General features: G+C 58.6%; 21 protein-coding genes and 1 tRNA gene. 13 read left to right on the top strand and 9 right to left on the bottom strand.

Annotated elements, in window-relative coordinates; translation table 11 throughout:
- The first annotated feature begins 17 nt into the window (after positions 1–17).
- Complete coding sequence (locus AC2FF8_RS06325) at positions 18–635, top strand: TetR/AcrR family transcriptional regulator (protein WP_425078879.1); 618 nt, start codon at positions 18–20, stop codon at positions 633–635.
- 416 nt (positions 636–1,051) lie between these two features.
- Here AC2FF8_RS06325 and AC2FF8_RS06330 read toward each other — a convergent pair.
- From AC2FF8_RS06330 to AC2FF8_RS06345, 4 genes are all read right to left on the bottom strand, one after another.
- Positions 1,052–1,128 (bottom strand) — tRNA-Arg (locus tag AC2FF8_RS06330).
- 64 nt (positions 1,129–1,192) lie between these two features.
- A complete protein-coding gene (locus AC2FF8_RS06335) occupies positions 1,193–2,575 on the bottom strand; it encodes an ATP-binding protein (RefSeq protein WP_496879207.1) in 1,383 nt (460 codons plus the stop codon).
- Positions 2,576–2,593: 18 nt separating this feature from the next.
- Positions 2,594–4,012 (bottom strand): dihydrolipoyl dehydrogenase family protein, encoded by a 1,419-nt coding sequence (locus tag AC2FF8_RS06340; protein ID WP_496879208.1) that lies wholly within the window; start codon positions 4,010–4,012, stop codon positions 2,594–2,596.
- Positions 4,013–4,015: 3 nt separating this feature from the next.
- A complete protein-coding gene (locus AC2FF8_RS06345; RefSeq protein WP_170346473.1) occupies positions 4,016–4,747 on the bottom strand; it encodes a TVP38/TMEM64 family protein in 732 nt (243 codons plus the stop codon).
- A gap of 295 nt (positions 4,748–5,042) precedes the next feature.
- On the opposite strand from AC2FF8_RS06345, the gene rpmH reads away from it, so the two are divergent.
- The 12 genes from rpmH to AC2FF8_RS06405 all read left to right on the top strand — a co-directional run bounded on the left by rpmH (position 5,043) and on the right by AC2FF8_RS06405 (position 15,552).
- Positions 5,043–5,177: a 50S ribosomal protein L34 gene (rpmH, locus tag AC2FF8_RS06350; protein WP_005980833.1), complete on the top strand. Its 135-nt coding sequence runs from the start codon at positions 5,043–5,045 to the stop codon at positions 5,175–5,177.
- Between the two features lie 25 nt (positions 5,178–5,202).
- Positions 5,203–5,628 carry a ribonuclease P protein component gene (rnpA, locus tag AC2FF8_RS06355; RefSeq protein WP_425078881.1) on the top strand — a complete coding sequence of 142 codons (426 nt, stop codon included), beginning with the start codon at positions 5,203–5,205 and terminating at the stop codon, positions 5,626–5,628.
- Positions 5,625–5,870, top strand: a complete 246-nt coding sequence (gene yidD / locus AC2FF8_RS06360) for a membrane protein insertion efficiency factor YidD (protein ID WP_152456928.1) — start codon at positions 5,625–5,627, stop codon at positions 5,868–5,870. The genes rnpA and yidD overlap by 4 nt, the downstream gene beginning before the upstream one ends.
- A 64-nt stretch (positions 5,871–5,934) precedes the next feature.
- On the top strand, positions 5,935–7,554 hold the full coding sequence (locus AC2FF8_RS06365) for an acyl-CoA dehydrogenase family protein (RefSeq protein WP_496879209.1): 1,620 nt from the start codon (positions 5,935–5,937) through the stop codon (positions 7,552–7,554).
- 43 nt (positions 7,555–7,597) lie between these two features.
- Positions 7,598–8,491: a tRNA 2-thiocytidine(32) synthetase TtcA gene (gene ttcA / locus AC2FF8_RS06370; protein ID WP_480683615.1), complete on the top strand. Its 894-nt coding sequence runs from the start codon at positions 7,598–7,600 to the stop codon at positions 8,489–8,491.
- 61 nt (positions 8,492–8,552) lie between these two features.
- Positions 8,553–10,085, top strand: coding sequence for a putative bifunctional diguanylate cyclase/phosphodiesterase (locus AC2FF8_RS06375; protein ID WP_496879210.1), 1,533 nt, complete (start codon positions 8,553–8,555; stop codon positions 10,083–10,085).
- 126 nt (positions 10,086–10,211) lie between these two features.
- Positions 10,212–12,041 carry a membrane protein insertase YidC gene (gene yidC, locus AC2FF8_RS06380; RefSeq protein WP_425078885.1) on the top strand — a complete coding sequence of 610 codons (1,830 nt, stop codon included), beginning with the start codon at positions 10,212–10,214 and terminating at the stop codon, positions 12,039–12,041.
- Positions 12,038–12,775 (top strand): MOSC domain-containing protein, encoded by a 738-nt coding sequence (locus AC2FF8_RS06385; RefSeq protein ID WP_480683613.1) that lies wholly within the window; start codon positions 12,038–12,040, stop codon positions 12,773–12,775. The genes yidC and AC2FF8_RS06385 overlap by 4 nt, the downstream gene beginning before the upstream one ends.
- Entirely contained in the window at positions 12,772–13,425 is a 654-nt protein-coding gene (gene yihA / locus AC2FF8_RS06390; RefSeq protein WP_496879211.1) for a ribosome biogenesis GTP-binding protein YihA/YsxC, read from the top strand. The genes AC2FF8_RS06385 and yihA overlap by 4 nt, the downstream gene beginning before the upstream one ends.
- Before the next feature lie 60 nt (positions 13,426–13,485).
- Positions 13,486–14,349: an acetylglutamate kinase gene (gene argB / locus AC2FF8_RS06395; RefSeq protein WP_425078887.1), complete on the top strand. Its 864-nt coding sequence runs from the start codon at positions 13,486–13,488 to the stop codon at positions 14,347–14,349.
- A 22-nt stretch (positions 14,350–14,371) separates the two neighbouring features.
- Positions 14,372–15,058 carry a ferredoxin gene (locus AC2FF8_RS06400; protein ID WP_496879212.1) on the top strand — a complete coding sequence of 229 codons (687 nt, stop codon included), beginning with the start codon at positions 14,372–14,374 and terminating at the stop codon, positions 15,056–15,058.
- Positions 15,055–15,552, top strand: a complete 498-nt coding sequence (locus AC2FF8_RS06405) for a SixA phosphatase family protein (protein ID WP_480683612.1) — start codon at positions 15,055–15,057, stop codon at positions 15,550–15,552. The genes AC2FF8_RS06400 and AC2FF8_RS06405 overlap by 4 nt, the downstream gene beginning before the upstream one ends.
- 47 nt (positions 15,553–15,599) lie before the next feature.
- On the opposite strand, the gene AC2FF8_RS06410 is transcribed toward AC2FF8_RS06405, so the two are convergent.
- From AC2FF8_RS06410 to AC2FF8_RS06430, 5 genes are all read right to left on the bottom strand, one after another.
- Positions 15,600–16,391 (bottom strand): amino acid ABC transporter ATP-binding protein, encoded by a 792-nt coding sequence (locus AC2FF8_RS06410; RefSeq protein WP_170346451.1) that lies wholly within the window; start codon positions 16,389–16,391, stop codon positions 15,600–15,602.
- Positions 16,392–16,403: 12 nt separating this feature from the next.
- Positions 16,404–17,702, bottom strand: a complete 1,299-nt coding sequence (locus AC2FF8_RS06415; RefSeq protein ID WP_170346450.1) for an amino acid ABC transporter permease — start codon at positions 17,700–17,702, stop codon at positions 16,404–16,406.
- 3 nt (positions 17,703–17,705) lie between these two features.
- A complete protein-coding gene (locus AC2FF8_RS06420) occupies positions 17,706–18,938 on the bottom strand; it encodes an amino acid ABC transporter permease (RefSeq protein ID WP_480683611.1) in 1,233 nt (410 codons plus the stop codon).
- 126 nt (positions 18,939–19,064) lie between these two features.
- Positions 19,065–20,081 carry an amino acid ABC transporter substrate-binding protein gene (locus AC2FF8_RS06425; protein ID WP_170346448.1) on the bottom strand — a complete coding sequence of 339 codons (1,017 nt, stop codon included), beginning with the start codon at positions 20,079–20,081 and terminating at the stop codon, positions 19,065–19,067.
- Positions 20,082–20,286: 205 nt separating this feature from the next.
- Complete coding sequence (locus AC2FF8_RS06430; RefSeq protein ID WP_496879213.1) at positions 20,287–20,994, bottom strand: ATP12 family chaperone protein; 708 nt, start codon at positions 20,992–20,994, stop codon at positions 20,287–20,289.
- Positions 20,995–20,996 lie beyond the last annotated feature (2 nt).

Here is a 20,996-nt window from a genome sequence, read left to right on the forward strand (position 1 = left end):
AATATGAAAAAGCAAAAATGACCGAAAACACCAAGAAACCAGGTTCAGCCCGGGAAAAGGCAACGGCCAAGCGCCGCAACCAGATTCTGGAGGCCGCTGTTATGTGTTTTCTCGAGCGCGGCTATCATCAGACCGGCGTCCGCGACATCGCAGCGCGGGCCGGCGTCAGCCTTGGAAACCTCTACAACCATTTTCGCGGCAAGCATGACGTGCTTGTGGAAATCGCGATGCTTGAACGCCGCGAGCTGGAGCCGTTTCTGAAAGTCCTGAATTCAAATGCACCCGCACCCAAAGTGTTGAAGAAGTTCATCAAGGCCTATGCCAACTATCTGGCTGCGCCGGAAAACGTCATCCTCACCTTGGAAATTTCGAGCGAAGCCATTCGTCAACCGGATATCGCGCGACTGTTTGTCGAAAACCGAGCAAGACTGACCGAGGCGCTTGAAGAAGTTGTGAGACGCGGAGTTGACGCAGGAGACCTGCGCGCTGTTCCGGATCCACTACAGGCGTCGCAATTGGTGATAGAGGTTCTGGAAGGAAGCGCGTATCGCAGCGTACTGTCGGAAACGCCCATGAGCAAAATCGCTGGAAGCATGGAGGATTTCATTCTGAGCTCGTTGCTGGCGCGTCAATGAAGCCTGTGTCGCGCGTTTACTAGAAGCTGATGAAAGCCTGCGAACCGAAAGCCGTACTGTGGCATTCGTGCGGATAGCTGAGCTCAGCTTTCCGCCCATCTTTTCGGAAAACAACGTGTTTCTGGCGCAGAAATGACCTGTGCAGACCCAACCGCCACAATTGTTGTGGGGCCAGAGGGATTTGGACAAGCCAAACGCCCCGTCGAAGAGCATTGCCTCGCCCCTTCCGGCCTTCCCAACGTGGCAGTTCAGCAGAAACAGGCGCCTTCGGTGTCTGACTGAAAAAAACGCCGTTTTCCCAAAAGGAGATCGGGTTCAACGAAATCAGTCTGGGTGCTGGACGAAGGAAGTGAGGCGAAAACGGCAAGGTTCTGTCGTCAGTGGCAGAACTATGTGTCGCCTTACAAGGAAACCAGTGGCGGACCGAGGAGGATTCGAACCCCCGACCCCTTGATTCGTAGTCAAGTACTCTATCCAGCTGAGCTATCGGTCCGCGTTGGTGAGGCGCTGTTTAGACCTGCCGCCCGAGACGTGCAAGCCGATTCTTCAAAAAAAAATCAAAAAGTCATGTCCCCACGCGGAAGGCTGATTTCAAAGACAGTTCCCTCGGGGCCCGTCTCTTTCAAGATCAGATCCCCGCCATGGCCGCGCACCAGCTCCTGCGAGATTGCCAGCCCCAGACCAGAGCCGCCCTTTCGGACACCCCCCTGGAAAGGCGTGAACAGGTTTTCGCGTGCTTTGGGGGGAAGGCCCGGCCCCGTATCGCGGATTTCGATGCACCACGTGTCGTCGTATTCACACCCGGCAATGGTAACCCGGCCAGGTTTTCCGGAAGCAACCAGAGCCTGTCTTGCGTTGCGCACGAGGTTCATGATGACGCGGTACAATTGTTCGGGATCGGCGCGGGCCACAAGCGCGTCCGGCACTTCGTTCACGATCTCGACGCAACCATCGGCGACGGCGAGTTGTTCGCTGGCCGCGACATCCGCCGCGATTGCACGGATCGGAACCATAGTCAGGGTGGGCGCGGGCTCTTCCGCGCGGCCAAAGGCCAATGTGCTTTCACAAAGGGACACAGCCCGGGTGATGGAATTCACCAGTTTCGGTGCCATCCGCCGCACCAGCGGATCATCGCTGGCCTCGATCCGGTCGGTAAACAGCTGCGCCGACGTCAGGATATTGCGCAAGTCATGGCTGACTTTGGCAACGGCCCCCCCCAGCTGCGCCAGCCTTTCGCGCTGTTTGAGCGCCTGGGTCAGGTCCGTTTGCAGCATCTTCAGCGCCTCCTCGGCCTCGCGCAGCTCCGTTACCTTCGAATTCGGTGTGATTACGCCACGCGCGTCCTCTGGCGCACTGGCATAGCGCTGCATGTAGCCGACAACACTTTTGATGGGGCGCACAAGTACGACGCGCACGGCGAGAAACAGAAAAAACGCCGTGATGATGGAAATGACGAAGGACAGACCGAGAATACGCAACCCATAGTCAACCATCGCCGTTCGCAAGGGCATGCTGTCCGTGGTGACTTCGATCAGAAGGCCTGCCCCCTTGACCGGTTCTCCGATGACCCGGATGACTTCGTTTTCGGGCTTGAAAAAACGGCTGATCGCATCCCGGATCAGAACCCAGGGGCTTGCATCCCGCAAATCGAACGTGTCGGCGACTGGGCCCGGAATAGGCGACGACAACATCAGCTGCCGAACCTCATCCCGTCGCAATACGACGTTATAGACGCCTGCGTTTGCCAGCAGTTCCGCCTCAAGATCTTCCGCCAGCATATCGTCCGCCAGCAAAGCCAGCGAGGCGATCTGCGCACGTTCGAGCCTGTTCAGCAGAAAATCCTCGCGGAACCGGGCGATCGACGGGACAAAGATCAGGACTTCGGCCAACATGACGAAGACCGTCGTCAGGATCAGAAATCGGCCCGACAGCGAGTTCAATTTGCGCCCCTCCTCAGGTCAGGGAATCCAGCGCTGGACGAACCTGACAACTCGTTTAACTGTCTGATTCTCAAACAGCCTTGGCGAGAAATAGGCACCCGCCACACGTTTGTTAAGCTCTCCGATCGTCGGATAGGGTGAAACCATGGCGGCGATCTGCCCCATCTTCAGGTTATTGGCCAAAGCCAACGACCACAAGTTGATCAACTCGCCTGCCTGATGCCCGACGATTGTGGCGCCGACAGGTCGGCCTTTCACGACCATGACCTTGACGAAACCTTCGGTTTTACGCTCGGCAATCGCCCGGTCATTGTGGTGATAGTCAAAGCGGGCGATTTCGAGTTTTTCGCCATGCGCTTTGCGCGCCTGAACTTCGGTCAGTCCGGCTTGGGCCAGCTCCGGGTCCGTATAGGTGGCCCAAGGGATATGTGCCGTTTTCGCCCTCGACGGCAGACCGAACAGGGCCGACCGAATGATGACGCCCGCATGATACCCGGCAACATGGGTGAATTGCAGGCCACCTGCCACATCTCCGATCGCATAGACGCGGCGATTGGTCGTGCGCAGCGCGTCATCCGTCCTGAGGCCGGTTCTCGTGCGCTCAATTCCGGCCACGTCCAAGTTCAGACGCTCAATATTGGCTTTGCGTCCGGCAGCGATCAAAAGGTGGGAGCCACGATGAATATCACCGTTTTCGGCAACGACTTCCACAGCACCTTCTGTTCCGCGAACCTGCGCGACCATGGCGTTTTCCCGGATATCCACACCTTCACTGCGCAGGGTATCCAGCACCACGGACGCCGCCTCGGGGTCGTCTTTGCCCAAGGCTTTGAGCCCTTCGACAACCGTCACCTTGCTGCCGAGGCGTATATGGGCCTGCGCCATCTCCATCCCGATCGGGCCGCCCCCGATGATCAGCAGGTGATCTGGCCGCTCTTTCAAGTCAAAGATGGTTTCGTTCGTATAATAGGGCACCGTGTCCAACCCCGGAATCGGCGGCACCAGCGGCGACGAACCGGTCGCAATGACGATGCGACGCGCAGAGATGACATGATCCCCGGCCTGCACCTTTTCTGGGGATATGAACGCGCCGTATTCGCGAATGACCTTCACGCCAAAGCCTTCGAACCGCTTCTGGCTGTCCATCGGTTCGATCTGAGCGATCACATCATGAACATGATCCTTTACGGCGGCATAGTCGACCTGTGGGCTGGTGTTCGCGACGCCAAAAAGTGCGGAATGCGCCTGACCATAGGCCACCTTGCCGCTGGCAATCAGGGCCTTCGACGGGACGCAGCCGAAGTTCAGACAGTCTCCGCCCATCTTGTGACCTTCCAGCAGGACAACATCCGCGCCCATCTGGCTGGCACCTGCGGCGACAGACAATCCTCCGGACCCGGCACCAATGACCAGGAGATCGGTTTTCAGCTCTTTCATGGCTCAGGTGCCCCTTTTCGCGCGCAGTGCTTTGAAAACGATGGGCAAGGCGGCCAATACACACAACCCGATAATCGGCCCGATCACGAACGGTTCCCACAGCAATGAAACATCAGGCGTTTCCCCGCGGTCGAACACACCACCCAAACCGACTCCGATCCACGTGTACACGATACCTCCGGGGATGATGCCCAGCGCGGTCGTCAAAAGGAAATTACGGAACTTTACACCGACCAAAGCCGGCACGAGATTGGCAACAAAGAACGGCACGACCGGCACCAGACGCAGCAGAAACAACACCGAGATTTCGTTTTCCCGCAGACCGTCTTTCAGCCTCTTGACCGTCCCCTCTGAAGATTCCAGCCGCGACGTCAGGGCTTCGCCCAAGCCCCAGCGCGCCGCCAGAAAGATCGCCGACGCGCCGATGGTGGCAGACACGACATTGAAAACGGTTCCCGCAAAAAGACCGAAAAGAAAGCCGCCCGTCATCGAAGCCACCGCAGCACCCGGCAGGGAAAAGGCCACTATGGCGATGTAAATGGCCACAAAAGCGGCAGCCATGATCCAATAGTGACCGTCCCGCCACGCCAGAAGCGCCTCGCGATTGTCCCGCAATGTCTCGAAAGTCAGGTAATCCCCAAGTGTGAAAAAGCCGACAACGGCAACGCTCAGGATTACAAGCAACGGAATGTGGCGCGCGAAACCGTTGCGCGGCGCATGGCTTGTGTCGGACATCAGGTTTTCCGGTTCATTCTGCTTCATCTTGTGCCCAAGATGCGCTGCTTGGCGGGCCAGCAACAGGGGGATCACGGGGCCTTGATCTTTGTGGCACCGAATGTGAGGGATTTCGGTGATAAACGGGCATTTTGAAACCTTTTGCCGTTGCCGGTTACAGAATTGTTGCAAAAGCCGCGAAAACCTGGCTGTTGGGGTTTGACTTACTCACCGCTTGGCAGTAGAGGACGGGCTTCGAACACCACGGGCAGGCGAATCCGCGCCGCACCCGACCGCATAGATTGGAGACGGAGCGATGAAACGCACCTATCAGCCTTCGAACCTGGTTCGCAAACGCCGCCACGGTTTCCGCGCGCGCATGGCCACAAAGGCCGGCCGCAAGATCCTGAATGCACGTCGCGCACGCGGCCGCAAATCGCTGAGCGCGTAAACCGCTCACCGATCAGGTTATGAACATGACGCCGCCGGAGGCCCCTGAGGTTGGTAGGAACCACCCCGGGAATACGCCCCCGGCGGCGTCCGTTTGTGCGCCTGCCCCCCTGACCGTTCTCAGGAAACGGTCCGACTTTCTGAAAGCCGCGCGTGCCCGCCGACAAGGCACGTCCTCGATGATGGTACAGGCCCGCAAGCGTGCCCCCGGCGAGGGCAACGGGGTTCGCGTGGGATTCACCTGCTCGAAGAAAGTGGGCAATGCCGTGGCCCGCAACCGCGCAAAGCGCCGTCTGCGCGAAGCCGCACGGGCCGTGTTGCCCGAAGCCGGCCGCGACGGGTGGGATTACGTGTTGATCGGCCGTGCCGAAGTCACCGCCAACCGCCCCTATGACGCACTGTTGGACGACCTGCGCTATGCGCTCCGCAAGGTGCATGCGGCCGAAAAATGACCTTCCTGTCCCATATCGTCGCCCTGCCTGTTCGGGCGTATCGGCTGATCTTCAGCCCATGGGTCGGTTTCAACTGTCGCTACCAACCCACGTGTTCCGCCTATGCGCTTGAGGCGCTGGAAAAACACGGGGCAGTCAAAGGCTCTTACCTGGCTGCTCACCGGATTTGCCGCTGCCACCCCTGGGGCGGCGACGGATATGATCCGGTGCCCGATGACAAGCATAACGACCCTTCGTCCTGACCCCCCGTCAGACTTGACCGGTATACGCAGCGCCTGAACAGTTGGACCAGTCCAACCCGAGGTCATGATGAAATCCCCAGCGCGTGACACCCTGCCGACCCACGATGTCCTGAACCAACCGCCCGTGCGCGGCGACACCGATCTTTGGCTGTCCGATCCGGTCCTGCAAGACGCAGCAAAGACAGCGGGCGCGCGCGCTTTGGAACTGGCGGCATATGGCAAGACGCTCGGAACCGAAGAAACCCGGGAGCTGGGACGGGACGCCAACCGGCATCCGCCAGAGTTGCGTCTGTTCGATCCCGGCGGCAGGCGCCTGGACGAGGTGCGCTTTCACCCGGCCTATCATCAGATGATGCAGATCAGCCAATCGGCCGGCTATGCCGCACTGGCCTGGGATGGACAGCCCGGCGGACATGCGACCCATGCGGCGATGGTTTACTTGGCCGGGCAGGTCGAACCCGGGCATTGCTGTCCGATGACCATGACCTATGCAGCAATCCCTGCACTGGCCGCCAATGAACACATTGCCTCACTCTGGCAGCCAAAACTCATGGCCCGGCACTATGATCCTTCGGAGGAACCGATCGGTCAAAAGACCAGCGCGACGCTGGGGATGGCCATGACCGAGAAACAGGGCGGCTCGGACATACGTGCCAACACGACCGTTGCCGCACGCGACGGGGATCACTGGCGCTTGCGCGGGCACAAGTGGTTCTGTTCCGCGCCAATGTCGGATGGGTTCCTGACACTGGCGCAGGCGCCCGGTGGGTTGACCTGCTTTCTGGTGCCCCGCTGGTTGGAGGGCGAGCGCAATGCGATCCATCTGATGCGTCTGAAGGACAAGCTGGGCAACAAATCCAACGCATCCTCGGAAATCGAATATCATGACGCGCTGGCATATCAGTTGGGCGAAGAAGGCGCGGGCGTGCGCACCATACTGGAAATGGTGCATCACACGCGGCTCGATACAGCCATGGCGCCGGCCGGGTTGATGCGTGCCGCGCTCAGCGAAGCACATCATTGGGTGACCCATCGCAACGCATTTCAGCGCCGATTGATCGATCAACCGCTGATGAGAGCGGTCCTGTCCGACCTTGTTCTGGACTGGGAAGGCGCAGTGACCCTGGGAATGCGTGTCGCGCAAGCATTTGACGGTCAAACACCCGAAGACAAGGCCTTCGCCCGGATCAGCGTCGCATTGGCCAAGTTCCTGAACAACAAGCGCTGCCCGGTCGTCGTCGTCGAAGCGATGGAAATACTGGGCGGCATGGGGTATGTCGAAGACACGCCCCTGCCCCTGATCTATCGTGAAGCGCCCCTGAACAGCATCTGGGAGGGGTCAGGCAACGTGATCTGCCTCGATATCCTGCGCACTCTGGCCCGTGAGCCGCTGGCTGCCGAGGTTCTGGAAGCCGAGTTGGATACGGTGAGAGGCACGGACAGAAGGTATGACACAGCTCTGACCGCGCATCGCAGCCGCTGGCCCGGTCTGCCGCCCGAGGCCGAAGTGCGCTGGTACGCCGAACGCACGGCACTGCTGCTGACGGCCTCGCAACTGCTGCGTCACGCGCCGGGCGCTGTGGCTGACGGCTTTGTTGCCACACGTCTTTCCGGCGATGGCGGCCGCATTCCCGGTTCAGTGGCCGGGTTGGATACCGACGCCCTGCTGGCGCGGCTTGGCTGACCCGCCACTTGCCCGGTTGCGCCATCTGCTGTAGGGGCTGCGCATGTTTGATGATGCAGATGATATCCACCCGCTCTTTGCCGGCGCGCCCTCGACCACCGAGTTCAAGAAACTGCGCAAACGCATCGTGCGCCAGACCCGCGAAGCGATCGAGCAATACGGGATGGTGGACCCGTCCGCCCACGACAAGGACGGCAAACCGCCACGCTGGCTTGTCTGCCTTTCGGGCGGCAAGGACAGTTATACGCTGCTGGCCGTCCTCTACGAACTCAAATGGCGCGGATTGCTGCCTGTCGATCTTCTGGCTTGCAATCTGGATCAGGGGCAACCCGGATTTCCGGCCACGGTCCTGCCAGAGTTTCTGGACCGCATGGGTGTGCCACACAGGATCGAGTATCAGGACACTTACTCTGTAGTGATGGACAAGGTTCCGCAGGGCCGAACCTATTGCGCCCTGTGTTCGCGGCTGCGCCGCGGCAACCTGTATCGCATTGCCCGGGAAGAAGGCTGTTCCGCCGTCGTGCTGGGTCATCACCGCGACGATATTCTCGAGACGTTTTTCATGAACCTCTTCCACGGAGGCCGTCTGGCCACCATGCCACCGAAACTGGTGAATGAAGAGGGCGATCTTTTTGTCTTCCGCCCACTTGCCCACGTCGCCGAAGCTGATTGCGAAAAATTCGCCAAGGCAATGCAGTATCCGATCATCCCCTGCGATTTGTGCGGCAGTCAGGACGGGCTGCAACGGCAGCAGGTCAAACAGATTCTCGATCAGTGGGAAAAGAACAGCCCAGGTCGGCGTCAGGTTATGTTCCGCGCGTTAACAAATGCGCGCCCGTCGCACCTTCTGGATGCGAAACTCTTTGATTTTATTAACCTTTCCGTAAACTCTGGCGAAAAAACGGAAAATTTGGAAGAAATACCGCTGCTGCGTTAACGACTGACTCAGACTGGTTTCCTAGGCTCGGCATACAATTCATGCCCAAGGTCAGGACCCGATGCGGAATCATCCTTTCATCGACCGTATTATTGAAGCTTTGAGAAACGTGGCATACGGACCAGCCGTTCTTGCCTTTGTTCCGGCAACAAGCCTGGGGGCGTTCTGGCTTGGCGGTGAACCCGCGTTGATCGCAGTGGCCCTGGGTTTGCCCCTGATGATTGCCGGCATAGAGGCAATGACCCCCAACCCGGCAAACAGGAAACGGCAACAGGGCGGTCTGCTGCCGAATGACCGGTTCGAAACCGTTCTGGCAGAGGTGCTCTCGGATAGCCGTCGCAGGGGTGAAACATCAGCCTGTTTCGCTGTGATCCTGGACGACTATCTCCAAATGCTCGATCTGCATGGCCAAGCAGCAGCGAACCATGTGGCACAGCAATTCTGCTCTCGTGTCATATCCATGATCCGCGCCAATGATTCCGCAACCCGAATCGATGGAAACAAGATGATGGTTGTTCTGCACCCGGCGCAACAGCTTGATCTGGAAACCTGCATTCAGATGTCGGGACGAATGCAATCCGCAGTCGAAGACCCCATAATGCTGAACGGAACCGGAGTTTACATGTCCTGCTCCATCGGTTTCTGCCTCAGCAGCAATGTCCCCGACGGCACCGCGACAGACTGGTACAATGCTGCAAACAACGCGCTGCAAGAAGCACAGCAAAACGGGCCCTCAACGATTCGTGCCTTTTCGTCAGAAACACGTCGCCGGGCTCAGGTCAGAACCAATCTGCGCAAGGAATTTGATGCGGCGCTAGAAAACGGTGAGATTCGACCATGGTTTCAACCGCAGATCTCGACGGATACCGGCCGCGTGTCCGGGTTCGAGGCTCTGGCCCGCTGGGAACACCCGAAAAAAGGAGTGCTGGGCCCCAATGTCTTTCTACCCTTTGCCGAACAGGCAGAGTTGATGGGCAAACTGGGACAGGCGATGCGGCATCACGCCTTTTGCGCAATGCGCGAATGGGATCGCGCCGGTCTGACTGTACCACGCATCGGCATCAATTTCTCGTCGGACGAATTGCGCGACCCGGGGCTGATCGACCGCCTGAAATGGGAATTGGATCAATTCGACCTGACGCCGGACAGATTGGCGGTCGAAATATTGGAGACCGTGTTTTCCAGAGGGCCGGATGACGTAATCACCCGCAATGTCACGGGCTTGGCCGCAATGGGGTGCTGTATCGATCTGGACGATTTCGGCACCGGGCATGCCTCGATCGCGTCAATCAAGCGGTTCAACGTGTCCCGGATCAAAATCGACCGCTCTTTCGTGACAAAGGCGGACCAGGACCCAAGCCAGCAGCAGTTGGCCAGCGCAATTCTGACCATGGCAGAACGGCTGAATCTGGAAACGCTTGCTGAAGGGGTCGAGACGCCCGGGGAACACGCCTTGATGGCGCAATTGGGATGTGACCATGTTCAGGGGTTTGGCATTGGCAAGCCCATGCCTTTCGAAAAAACCGAGGGCTGGATCACGTCTCATCGCAACAAGATCGACGGAATGCCCAAAATCGGGCGGCAAACCGGCTGAAGAACCGGAAACTGCACCACAGAAGACCAATCCGTGACGAAATGACGAGCGATTCCGCTTGACCTTTGGGCCTGCACTCTGTTGAACCCTGCGGGTGTCTTTCACTGCTCAAGGTGGCTGTCCCAGATGGACGATCAGAACAAGAATCTCATCCTCGCAACCGCGCTCAGCTTTCTCGTGATCCTGGTCTGGTTCGTGCTGTTCCCTCCACCGGAACCGACGCCAACCACGGAACAGGCTGAAATCGCCAGCATCGAAGGGAATGAGGTTCAGACGCCCAGCGCCGCCGACACCGGTACGGTCGGCGAAGCAACTGCAACCGCTACCGAAGCCGAAGCCGAAACCGAAGCGCCCCGCGTCAGCATCGACACGCCCCGCCTGACGGGTAGCCTGTCGCTTGCCGGTGGCCGAATTGATGAGCTGTCGCTGAAGGATTACAAGGTTTCACTGGACGAGGATTCTCCGATCGTCGAACTTCTGTCCCCGGTTGGAAGTGACTCTGCATATTATGCCCTTTACGGCTGGGCCCCCGGCGCGGGCCTGTCGGTCACGGACGTTCCCGGCCCGAACACTCTTTGGACGCTTGAGCAGGGCGAAACTCTGGGTGTTGATACTCCGATCACGCTGGCCTGGGACAATGGAAACGGCCTCACCTTCCGCCGCACCATTGCCGTGGATGAAAACTACATGTTCTCGGTCACCCAGTCGGTCGAGAACACCACGGACGCCGAGGTCGGCATGGCCCCCTACGGCATTCTGGCACGCCACGGCATGGGCGAAGACGGTGACCTGCCCGGCCTGAAGAACTTCTTCATTCTGCACGAAGGCGTCATGGTCATGGCTGACGGCGTTCTGGATGAGATCGACTATGGTGATGTGCGCGATTTCGATATCGACCCCAATGAACGCGCGCAGGCCGAGGTCTTTCAGGTCAAAGAAGGCGGCTGGGTCGGGTTCACGGATCACTACTGGATGACCACCCTGATCCCGGCCGAGGGTTCAGCGTTCAAGGCCGCTGCCAAATACGATTCACGTCGCAAGATTTACCAGACGGAAACGGTTCTGCCGACCCTTACAGTCGCGCCCGGCGCCACGGAAGAGGTCACAACCAGGCTTTTCGCCGGCGCCAAGGAATGGGAAACCATCCGAGAGTATCAGGCGGAAGGTGTTCAGAAGTTCATCGACAGCATCGACTGGGGGTGGTTCTACTTCCTGACCAAGCCGATCTTCTGGCTGCTGCACAACATCAATGCCCTGATCGGAAACATGGGCTGGTCGATCATCGGACTGACGCTGATCATCAAGGCTATCCTGTTCCCGCTGGCCTTCAAATCCTACGTCTCGATGGCGAAGATGAAGGAATTGCAGCCGCAGATGGAAGCCCTGAAAGAAGCCGCCGGCGACGACCGTCAGAAGATGCAGCAGGGCATGATGGAGCTGTACAAAAAGGAAAAGGTAAACCCTGCCGCGGGTTGTCTGCCCATTCTGTTGCAGATTCCAATCTTCTTCTCGCTGTACAAGGTTATTTTCGTGACGATCGAACTGCGTCAGGCCCCTTGGTTCGGCCCGTTCCAGGACCTGAGCGCGCCGGATCCGACTTCGATCATGAATCTCTTTGGCTTGCTGCCTTGGGCCGGCCCGCAGCCTGACAGCCTGATGGCGTTGATCTTCATCGGCATTCTGCCGCTGCTGCTGGGTATTTCGATGTGGTTGCAGCAGAAACTGAACCCGGCACCAACCGATCCGACGCAGGCAATGATCTTTGCCTGGATGCCTTGGGTCTTCATGTTCATGCTGGGTGGTTTCGCCAGTGGCCTGGTCGTATACTGGATCGCGAACAACACGATCACGTTCACACAGCAATATCTGATCATGCGCAGCCAGGGCTACAAGCCGGACGTGTTCGGAAACATCAAGTCCGGTTTCAAGCGGACGCCAAATACGGACAACAAATGAGCGGAACGGTTTCAGGCCTTTGGCGCCACCCGATCAAAAGCCACGGGCGTGAAGCCCTGAGCCAAGTCACACTCATCCCCGGGCAGACCATGCCCGGGGATCGCGTTTGGGCGGTCGCTCATGAGGCCGCCAAAACCGATGGTTCTGAATGGGCCCCCTGTTTCAATTTCAGCCGCGGTTCAAAAGCGCCTCAGTTGATGGCCATTTCGGCCGAATTGCAGGGCGAAAGGGTTACACTGCGCCACCCGCAGCGACCGGAATTGACTTTTGAACCTGATACGGAACAGGAAGTCTTTCTGGACTGGGTAAAGCCACTTATGCCTGCGGATCGCGCTGCATCAGCCCGGATTATTCGGGTTCCCGGGCGCGGCATGACCGACAGCGATTTTCCGTCGATCAGCCTGTGCAACATGGCATCGCATCGCGCAGTCGAACAGAAGCTGGGCCAGACTCTGTCCATTGTTCGGTGGCGCGGCAATATCTGGTTCGAAGGTCTGCCGTTGTGGGATGAGTTTGACTGGCTGGGCCGTGACGTGCGCATAGGCGAGGCCGTGCTTCGGGTACGCGAACGGATCACGCGGTGTATGGCCACCACTGCCAATCCCGAAACCGGTGAGAGGGACGCAGACACGCTGCGCGCCCTGAACAGCTGGGATCATCAGGATTTCGGCGTTTACGCCGAGGTCCTTCAGGGCGGCGAAATCCGCGTCAACGATGAGGTGCAGGTGCTATGACCACGCTTCCCTTCCCCCTGGCCGAAGACCCGGATGAATTCGCCCTGGAACGAGGCCGCAAACTGTTTGCAAGCCCGTCCGAGTTCGTCAAAGGCGTTGTCGCCATGAACGGCTTGCCTGCCCCGGACCGGTTGGAAGTCTGTTTTGCGGGGCGTTCGAACGTGGGCAAGTCCAGCCTGATCAATGCCTTGACCGGCACGAAGGGTCTGGCCCGCGCATCCAACACACCCGGCCGCACGCAAGAGATCAACTTTTTCACCCAAGGCCCGGAACTCTATCTCGTGGACCTGCCGGGCTATGGCTATGCAAACGCCCCGGTGAAAGTGGTCGAGAAGTGGCAGAAGCTGCTGAAACAATATCTCAGCGGGCGCCAGACACTGCGCCGTGCCTTTGTCCTGATAGACTCGCGCCACGGGGTAAAACCGGTCGATGACGAAATCATGAAGTTGCTGGACACCAGCGCCGTGACGTTTCAATGCGTACTGACCAAGGCAGACAAGGTCAAAGCCAACGAACGCGAGAAGGTGTTGGAACAAACCCGGGCTGCGTTGTCCAAACATCCCGCAGCTTTTCCGGAGATTGTGCTCACGTCTTCTGAAAAGGGTGATGGCATCGCGACCCTGCGGTCCATCATTGCGCATCTGGAATAGCTTCGCCCTTGGCAGCGTGGGGCAAAGGTCCTAACACGGTTTTCCAGAAGGACTTTAGCTATGAAGACACGAGATATGAACCGGGACTGGATCGCCACCGCAGCCACACTCAACAGCGCCCTGCCCTATTTGCAGCGCTATGATGGAGCCATTGTCGTCATCAAACTTGGCGGGCACGCCATGGGCAGCGACGAGGCGATGGAAAGCTTTGCCCGGGACGTGGTTCTGATGCGCCAGGTCGGTGTGAACCCGGTGGTCGTCCACGGCGGTGGCCCGATGATCAATGCAATGCTGGGCAAGCTGAACATTCAATCCGATTTCGTGAACGGCAAGCGAGTGACCGACAAGGCCACGGTTGAAGTGGTCGAAATGGTTCTGTCCGGCCTCGTGAACAAACGCATCGTACAGGCGATTAATGATCAGGGGGGCTCGGCCGTGGGCTTGTCTGGCAAGGACGCAAGCCTGATGGTCTGCGATCAGACAGATGCGTCGCTGGGCTTTGTCGGCACTCCGGCCGAGATGAATCCGAAGATCCTGCACGATCTGTTTTCCCATGACGTAATCCCGGTCATTGCGCCGCTTGGTGCAGGCCGCGACGGTGAGACATTCAACGTCAATGGTGACACGGCAGCCGGGGCAATCGCATCTGCGCTCAAGGCAGACCGTCTGTTGCTGCTGACGGATGTTTCCGGTGTCAAGAACGCGGCGGGTGATGTCGTGACCGAACTCAAGGCCGGTCAGATCAGGGAAATGACCCGCGAAGGCACCATTGCAGGCGGTATGATACCCAAGACGGAAACCGCGCTGGACGCCCTGCACAGCGGCGTGCGGGCCGTCGTCATACTTGACGGGCGTGCACCGAATGCCGTGCTGCTGGAGCTGTTCACCGAACACGGGGCCGGGTCACTGATACGCCCGGACTGACCCCCGCACAAGAGGAGGAGACATGACACATCTTGCACAGCCTTCCTCTGATCGTGACGCGACGCCTTATGAACAGGTTGAAAACGCCGCCCGTCATGCTGGTTTGTTGGTCATGGGCGCACTGCATCCTCGCCACGTTGCAGCCCAAGACCTCGACACCGGTACGCTGATCCTGTTGGGGGCCGGGCCGGACTTCTGGCCCGCACTGAAAGCCTCACCAGAATGGCACCAGGCCGACCCCGTTGACCGATGGTCGAAAAGGGTGGTCAGTCAGATGGCCGAGGCGCTCGGCGCCCGGGCGTATTTTCCGTTTGGCGGCCCCCCGTACACGCCATTCATCGACTGGGCGCTCAAATCTGGACGGACGTTCAGCAGCCCGGTCGGGGCATTGGTGCATGATACCGTTGGCATGATGATTTCCTATCGGGGCGCACTGCATTTTGCCGAAGAGTTCGCCATCCCAGCCCCTGCCGGCGTGTCGCCTTGCGAAACCTGCGCCGCGCCTTGCACGACGACCTGTCCGGTCAGCGCGCTGAACGCGCAGGATTTCTATGACGTCGCTGCATGCCACGACCATCTTGGCACCGCTGAAGGTCAGACCTGCATGTCTGGTGGATGTCTGGCCCGCCTTGCCTGCCCCCTGAGCGCGGGCGCGGGGCGCGACCCCGAACAATCGGCCCATCACATGAAAGCCTTTCATCCGTCATGACCCGAATTCTGATCCTGACACGTCATGCGAAATCCAGCTGGGATAGCCCGGGTCTTGGCGATCATGACCGCCCGCTGAACAAGCGTGGACGAAAGTCAGCCCCGGCCATCGCTGCTTGGTTGCGTCACCACGGATGGCTACCGGATGAGGTTCTCAGCTCCACATCAACCCGCACCCGCGAGACATGGGATCGCATGGGTTTGCAGGCCAAAAAAATCAGTTTTCTCAGCGCCCTCTACCACGCTGATTCAAAGGTCATGCTGCGAGAGCTTTCGGGCGCTACGGAACCGGCTGTATTGATGCTGGGTCACAATCCCGGGATCGCCGATTTCGCCAACCGTCTGGTGCGACAACCGCCAAGTCATGCTCGCTTTTTCGATTATCCAACCTGTGCAACAACGGTCATGTCATTCGACATCAACAGCTGGGCCGAGGTTCGATGGCAAACCGGAACAGTGCTGGGGTTCACCATCCCACGCGAGTTGATCGAATAAAAAGGCGGGGCAATACCCCGCCTTCGCTCTTTCCGCCCTTGTGAGGGTCAGTGACCCAGAATCTGGCTCAGGAACAGTTTGGTCCGCTCGCTTTGCGGGTTGTTGAAGAACTCTTCTGGTTCGTTCTGTTCCACGATCTGCCCGGCATCCATGAAGATCACGCGGTTGGCGACCTGACGGGCAAAACCCATCTCGTGGGTCACGCACAGCATGGTCATGCCTTCCTCGGCCAGTTCGATCATGGTGTCGAGCACCTCTTTGATCATCTCGGGGTCCAGCGCCGATGTCGGTTCATCGAACAACATGATCCGCGGCATCATGCAGAGCGAGCGGGCAATCGCCACACGCTGCTGCTGACCACCCGAAAGCTGACCGGGATACTTGTCGGCCTGTTCGGGAATTTTCACCTTTTCCAGGAAGTGCATCGCGCGCTCTTCGGCCTCTTTCTTGGGCGTCTTGCGCACCCAGATCGGGGCCAGCGTACAGTTTTCCAGAATGGTCAGATGCGGGAACAGGTTGAAGTGCTGGAACACCATCCCAACCTCGGAGCGGATCTTGTCGATGTTCTTCAGGTCATTCGACAGCTCGATCCCGTCCACCACGATCGTGCCCTGCTGGTGTTCTTCCAGCGCGTTCAGACAGCGGATCAGCGTGGATTTACCCGATCCCGACGGGCCCGCGATCACGATCCGCTCGCCCTGATTGACGGTCAGATTGATGTCGCGCAGCACGTGGAAGGACCCGTACCACTTGTTCATTTGGTTGATTTCGATGGCGACCTCGTCGCTCACCTGCATCTTGGAGCGGTCGATTTCGCGGTCGATTGCAAGTTCAGACATGTGTTGAACTCCTTAACGATGATCTGTGGCAAGGCGACGCTCGAGCCACTGAGAATATTGAGAGATGCCGTAACAGACGACGAAGAACAGAAGCGCGGCAAAGCCCAGAAGCTCCCAGTAGACGCCGTTCCATTCGGTCGACGCCAGGATGGGACCACGGATCATGCCCACCAGATCGAACATCGAAATGACCGAAACCAGTGTCGTATCCTTGAACAGGCCCACGGCCACGTTCACGATCCCGGGGATCGAGATCTTCAGCGCCTGTGGCAGGATGATAAGCCGCATCGCCTGCGGATAATCCAGCCCAAGACTGTCTGCGGCCTCGTACTGCCCGCGCGGAAGTGCTGCCAGACCGCCGCGGATCACCTCGGCGATATAGGCGGACGAGAACATGGTGATCATGATCACAACGCGCAGGAACAGGTCGACCGTGCTGTCAGGCGGGAAGAAATAGGCCAGCATCACCGAAGCCACGAACAGCAGCGTGATCAGAGGCACGCCGCGGATGAACTCGATGAAGATGACACAGACCCACTTGATCAGCGGCATATTCGACTGTCGCCCCAAGGCCAATGCGATCCCGAGTGGTACCGACAGCGACACACAGGTCACGCCCAGCATCATGTTCAGCATGAAGCCACCCAGGTCACGGCTGGGAACGGCCGACAGCCACGCGTTTTCTGATGCACCTTCCGGGATCAGGGCCCCTCCGACGTTCCAGATGACCAGTGCGGTCACGATTGCTCCGAAGAACCCGGCGGCGAAGCTGTTGTTGCCCAGCTTCTGGAAGACACCACCGGCGGCTATGCAGCCAACAAGTGCAACCAGAGGCACAAGGATCGTGCCACCCCAGATCAGCCAGAAAGCCAGGAAGGGATAGACCGCCGTGAACAACAGCATCTTGCGGGGCAGGTCAAAGAACAGCACCGGCGCAATCGCCACCAGCATCAGCACAAAGGCCAGGTTCGGCCGCCAATAGGCATCGACGGGGTATTTGAACCCATAGATCAGCTGCGGCCAGCGTTCCGTCAGAACCGCGAAACAGGCTCCGGTCTTGTCCCCCAGAATTTCGCGGCATTCCGCCAGCGAGTTGGCATTCCACACTCCGTTCAGAATCCATGGCAGGGTATTCTTGAGAAGAATGTAGATCAGGATCAGCGACAGAACTGTCAGGATCGAATTGACGACCCCGGAAAACAGATTCTCGCGCAGCCATTTGATGACGCCGGTCTCATTCGCCGGCGGCGGTGAGGGCGGGATGGTGCCTTCGGCCACGAAGGCGATCGGGTTTGTTGCTTGATCACTCATGGCTCAGCGCTCCTTCAGCTTGACGGAAGCGTTGTAGATGTTCATCCCGGTCGAAATCAGCAGCGAGGCCGTGAGGTAGAACAACATCAGCAGCAGAACGCATTCAATCGCCCGGCCGGTCTGATTCAGGGTGATACCACCCAGTGTCGCGGTGATATCCGCATAGCCCACGGCAATCGCAAGAGACGAGTTCTTGGTGATGTTCAGATACTGCGAGATCAGCGGCGGGATGATGACCCGCAATGCCTGGGGCAGGATGACCAGTTTCATGATCCGTCCCTGACGCAGGCCCAGTGCGGCGGCAGCCTCGGTCTGACCTTTGCTGATCGCCTGAATACCCGCACGCACGTTTTCCGCGATAAAGGCACCGGTATAGATCGACAGGGCGAACCACAGTGCAATCAGAGGACCGCCGGCATTCAGTCCGCCGCTGAAGTTAAAGCGCTTCAGCTCGGGGACATCCCAGGTCAAGCCCATGATGATCATCAACAGCACAAAAGGCACCAGCCAGATTGCCAGTTTCGGCAACAGCGTCGCGGGACGCTCGCCGGTTTCTTCCTGCTTCTTGGTTGCGCGCTTTTCGACTTCGCCGCTGACGAACCACGATCCGATCAGGACGGCGATGACCAGCAACCAGTTCAGGGCTGCCGATGCAAACAGGCCATTGGCGAATTCAGGACGCGGGAAATAGATGCCCCGGTTGGTAAAGGCAAAAGACCCAAACAGCATCGATGACGTCGGGTTTTCCCCACGGAACTCGCTTGGCGGCGGCAGCACGGCCGTCATGATCGTGAAGATGATGATGATCCAGATCAGCACCGGTATGTTCCGGAAGATCTCGACATATACTGCCATCAGCTTCGATACGAGCCAGTTGTTCGACAGTCTCAGAACACCCGCGATCACACCGAAAACAGTTGCAGTGATACAGGCCAGAAAGGCCACGAGCAATGTGTTCAGCAAACCGACAAGTGCCGCGCGTGCATGTGATGACTGACTGTCATATTCTACAAGACGCTGGTTGATGTCATACCCGGCGGAATCGCCGAGGAAAGAATAGGAAATATTGAGCCCTGCGGCCCTGAGGTTCTGGATCAGGTTGTTGCCCAGATACCAGATCGAAAGCGCAATGACGATGGCCGCAATCACCTGAAATGTAAGAGAGCGATAGCGGGTATCGTTTATGAGCATAGACAACCGAAAATCAGCTTTCGGTGGGTCAGTCATAGTCGACATATTTTGGGATCCCCGTGGCTTGCGAGCTGTTAAATATCGGCGAGGTTTTCCCCGCTCTGCATCTGCCCGCAGCAATTTATTGTAGAAAAGGGCGCAGGTTGCCCTGCGCCCTCCTCCATTGATGCCTTAACGGAACGGCGGCGAGTACAGCAGACCACCTTCGGTCCACTGTGCGTTCAGGCCGCGCGCCAGGCCGATCGGTGTTTCTTCACCGATGTTCTTGGCGAAGATTTCACCATAGTTGCCGCCAGCTTTGATCGCTTTGGCAGCCCAGTCGGCGTCCAGACCCAGCATTTCACCCAGAGTGCCTTCTGTACCCAGCAGGCGGTTGATTTCCGGGTTGTCGGTGCCGGCGCTCAGTTCGTCGATGTTTGCCGATGTCACGCCCAGCTCTTCAGCCGAAATCAGTGCGTTCAGAGTCCAGCGCACGACGTCGCCCCACTCGTGGTCGCCATGACGGACCAGCGGGCCCAGCGGCTCTTTCGAGATGATTTCGGGCAGCAGGATGTGCTCGTCCGGCGCTTCGAAGGTGGCGCGAGTTGCAGCCAGACCCGACGCGTCGGTGGTGTAAACGTCACATGCACCAGCCAGGTACTGCTGCTGCGCTTCGGCGTTGGTTTCGATCGGAACCGGCTCGTAGCTGATGTTGTTGGCACGGAAGAAATCGGCCAGGTTCAGCTCGGTGGTGGTACCGGTCTGGATGCAGACACGGGCGCCGTCCAGTTCCTTGGCCGAGCTGACGCCCAGCGCCTTGGGAACCATGAAGCCCTGACCGTCATAATAGTTCACGCCGGTGAATTCGAACTTCAGGTCGACGTCGCGGCTGAAGGTCCAGGTGGTGTTCCGTGCCAGCATGTCGATCTCGCCCGAAGCCAGAGCGGTAAAACGTGTCTTACCGGTGGTCGGAACGAATTCAACGGCGTTGGCGTCGCCCAGAACGGCAGCAGCAACGGCGCGGCACAGCGATACATCAAAGCCCTGCCATTCGCCATTGGCGTCGGGCGCAGCAAAACCAACCAGACCGGTGGTCACACCACAATTCAGCTTGCCGCGTGCTTTAACGTCGTCAACGGTCCCTGCCATGGCTGCGCCAGCAGCAAGACCGGCAATCGTTGCCGCGCCCAAGAATACGGATTTTTTCATTTTTACCTCTTCCTGATTTTCCGCCCCGTCCGAGACGGCTCTGCCCGGCAAGTGGATGCCGGATAGGTTACCCCAAAGGTGTCTCCCCTTTAGTGGCACCGAGTTTGGGCGTATTCATAAACAAACGTCAAGGGCCGGATCATCGAAAACGATGGATCAGGCCCCAAGCTGTTTACAGATTTGCTCAAAAAACCGGAATTTAGGATCAAACCGATATGTCAAAGAAGCGTTTGGCATGCATGAATGCCGCTTTCTTGGTCTCGGCAACCTGATGGGCTTCTTCGTCATGGCCCCATTGTTCAATCTGCCAGGTTTCATCCAATCTTGAAATGCGCCATATCTCGTCCGGATTGCGCCAATTCATGGCGGCCGCAAAGCCAAGAATCAATGACCCCGACAGGCTGACCAGATCGTGAAAAGCGGCCAGTTGGAACGCATCCAGCCCGTGCACCCGAGATCGCAATGTCGCCAGGGCGGATTCCGACTGCGGTTGATGCAGAACCCCGGCAACCGGAACCAGACGGGCGGACAGTGCGGTCTCGGCCCAATCCAGGGCGGGATCCCATTCGGCGCTCTGACGATCATGCAACTCCTGCGGGTGGGTTGCGCGATAGCACAACAAATCAGAATCGCCATAATCGGCCAGCATGTCGGCAACTTCGCCGTGCTGGATGCGGACTTTGTCAATCGCTGCATTTGCAGAACGGGTGAAAGGCATCGCGGCAGGATCAACCTCTTTTTCCTGGGCGTCCCATTCCCCTGCCACCGCTTCGGCCATGAGGCGGGTTGGCAGGATCAGGTCTGCCTTGGCTGGTGTTTTGACCCTGCGGCCATCCAGTTCGACGGTAAACCCGCCATCAACCGCGACAATGGCGCTGTCCTTCCAGAAGCGTTTCGGTTTCCAGTCACTCATCT

It is taken from the genome of Ruegeria sp. YTSA144 (genome assembly GCF_059610125.1).

Excerpts from the sequence above, each read along its gene's own strand:
- AC2FF8_RS06325 (WP_425078879.1), top strand. The coding sequence starts at position 18 with ATGACCGAAAACACCAAGAAACCAGGTTCAGCCCGGGAAAAGGCAACG.
- AC2FF8_RS06340 (WP_496879208.1), bottom strand. The coding sequence starts at position 4,012 with ATGAAAGAGCTGAAAACCGATCTCCTGGTCATTGGTGCCGGGTCCGGA.
- AC2FF8_RS06345 (WP_170346473.1), bottom strand. The coding sequence starts at position 4,747 with ATGTCCGACACAAGCCATGCGCCGCGCAACGGTTTCGCGCGCCACATT.
- rpmH (WP_005980833.1), top strand. The coding sequence starts at position 5,043 with ATGAAACGCACCTATCAGCCTTCGAACCTGGTTCGCAAACGCCGCCAC.
- rnpA (WP_425078881.1), top strand. The coding sequence starts at position 5,203 with ATGACGCCGCCGGAGGCCCCTGAGGTTGGTAGGAACCACCCCGGGAAT.
- yidD (WP_152456928.1), top strand. The coding sequence starts at position 5,625 with ATGACCTTCCTGTCCCATATCGTCGCCCTGCCTGTTCGGGCGTATCGG.
- AC2FF8_RS06365 (WP_496879209.1), top strand. The coding sequence starts at position 5,935 with ATGATGAAATCCCCAGCGCGTGACACCCTGCCGACCCACGATGTCCTG.
- ttcA (WP_480683615.1), top strand. The coding sequence starts at position 7,598 with ATGTTTGATGATGCAGATGATATCCACCCGCTCTTTGCCGGCGCGCCC.
- AC2FF8_RS06375 (WP_496879210.1), top strand. The coding sequence starts at position 8,553 with ATGCGGAATCATCCTTTCATCGACCGTATTATTGAAGCTTTGAGAAAC.
- yidC (WP_425078885.1), top strand. The coding sequence starts at position 10,212 with ATGGACGATCAGAACAAGAATCTCATCCTCGCAACCGCGCTCAGCTTT.
- AC2FF8_RS06385 (WP_480683613.1), top strand. The coding sequence starts at position 12,038 with ATGAGCGGAACGGTTTCAGGCCTTTGGCGCCACCCGATCAAAAGCCAC.
- yihA (WP_496879211.1), top strand. The coding sequence starts at position 12,772 with ATGACCACGCTTCCCTTCCCCCTGGCCGAAGACCCGGATGAATTCGCC.
- argB (WP_425078887.1), top strand. The coding sequence starts at position 13,486 with ATGAAGACACGAGATATGAACCGGGACTGGATCGCCACCGCAGCCACA.
- AC2FF8_RS06400 (WP_496879212.1), top strand. The coding sequence starts at position 14,372 with ATGACACATCTTGCACAGCCTTCCTCTGATCGTGACGCGACGCCTTAT.
- AC2FF8_RS06405 (WP_480683612.1), top strand. The coding sequence starts at position 15,055 with ATGACCCGAATTCTGATCCTGACACGTCATGCGAAATCCAGCTGGGAT.
- AC2FF8_RS06410 (WP_170346451.1), bottom strand. The coding sequence starts at position 16,391 with ATGTCTGAACTTGCAATCGACCGCGAAATCGACCGCTCCAAGATGCAG.
- AC2FF8_RS06415 (WP_170346450.1), bottom strand. The coding sequence starts at position 17,702 with ATGAGTGATCAAGCAACAAACCCGATCGCCTTCGTGGCCGAAGGCACC.
- AC2FF8_RS06420 (WP_480683611.1), bottom strand. The coding sequence starts at position 18,938 with ATGTCGACTATGACTGACCCACCGAAAGCTGATTTTCGGTTGTCTATG.
- AC2FF8_RS06425 (WP_170346448.1), bottom strand. The coding sequence starts at position 20,081 with ATGAAAAAATCCGTATTCTTGGGCGCGGCAACGATTGCCGGTCTTGCT.
- AC2FF8_RS06430 (WP_496879213.1), bottom strand. The coding sequence starts at position 20,994 with ATGAGTGACTGGAAACCGAAACGCTTCTGGAAGGACAGCGCCATTGTC.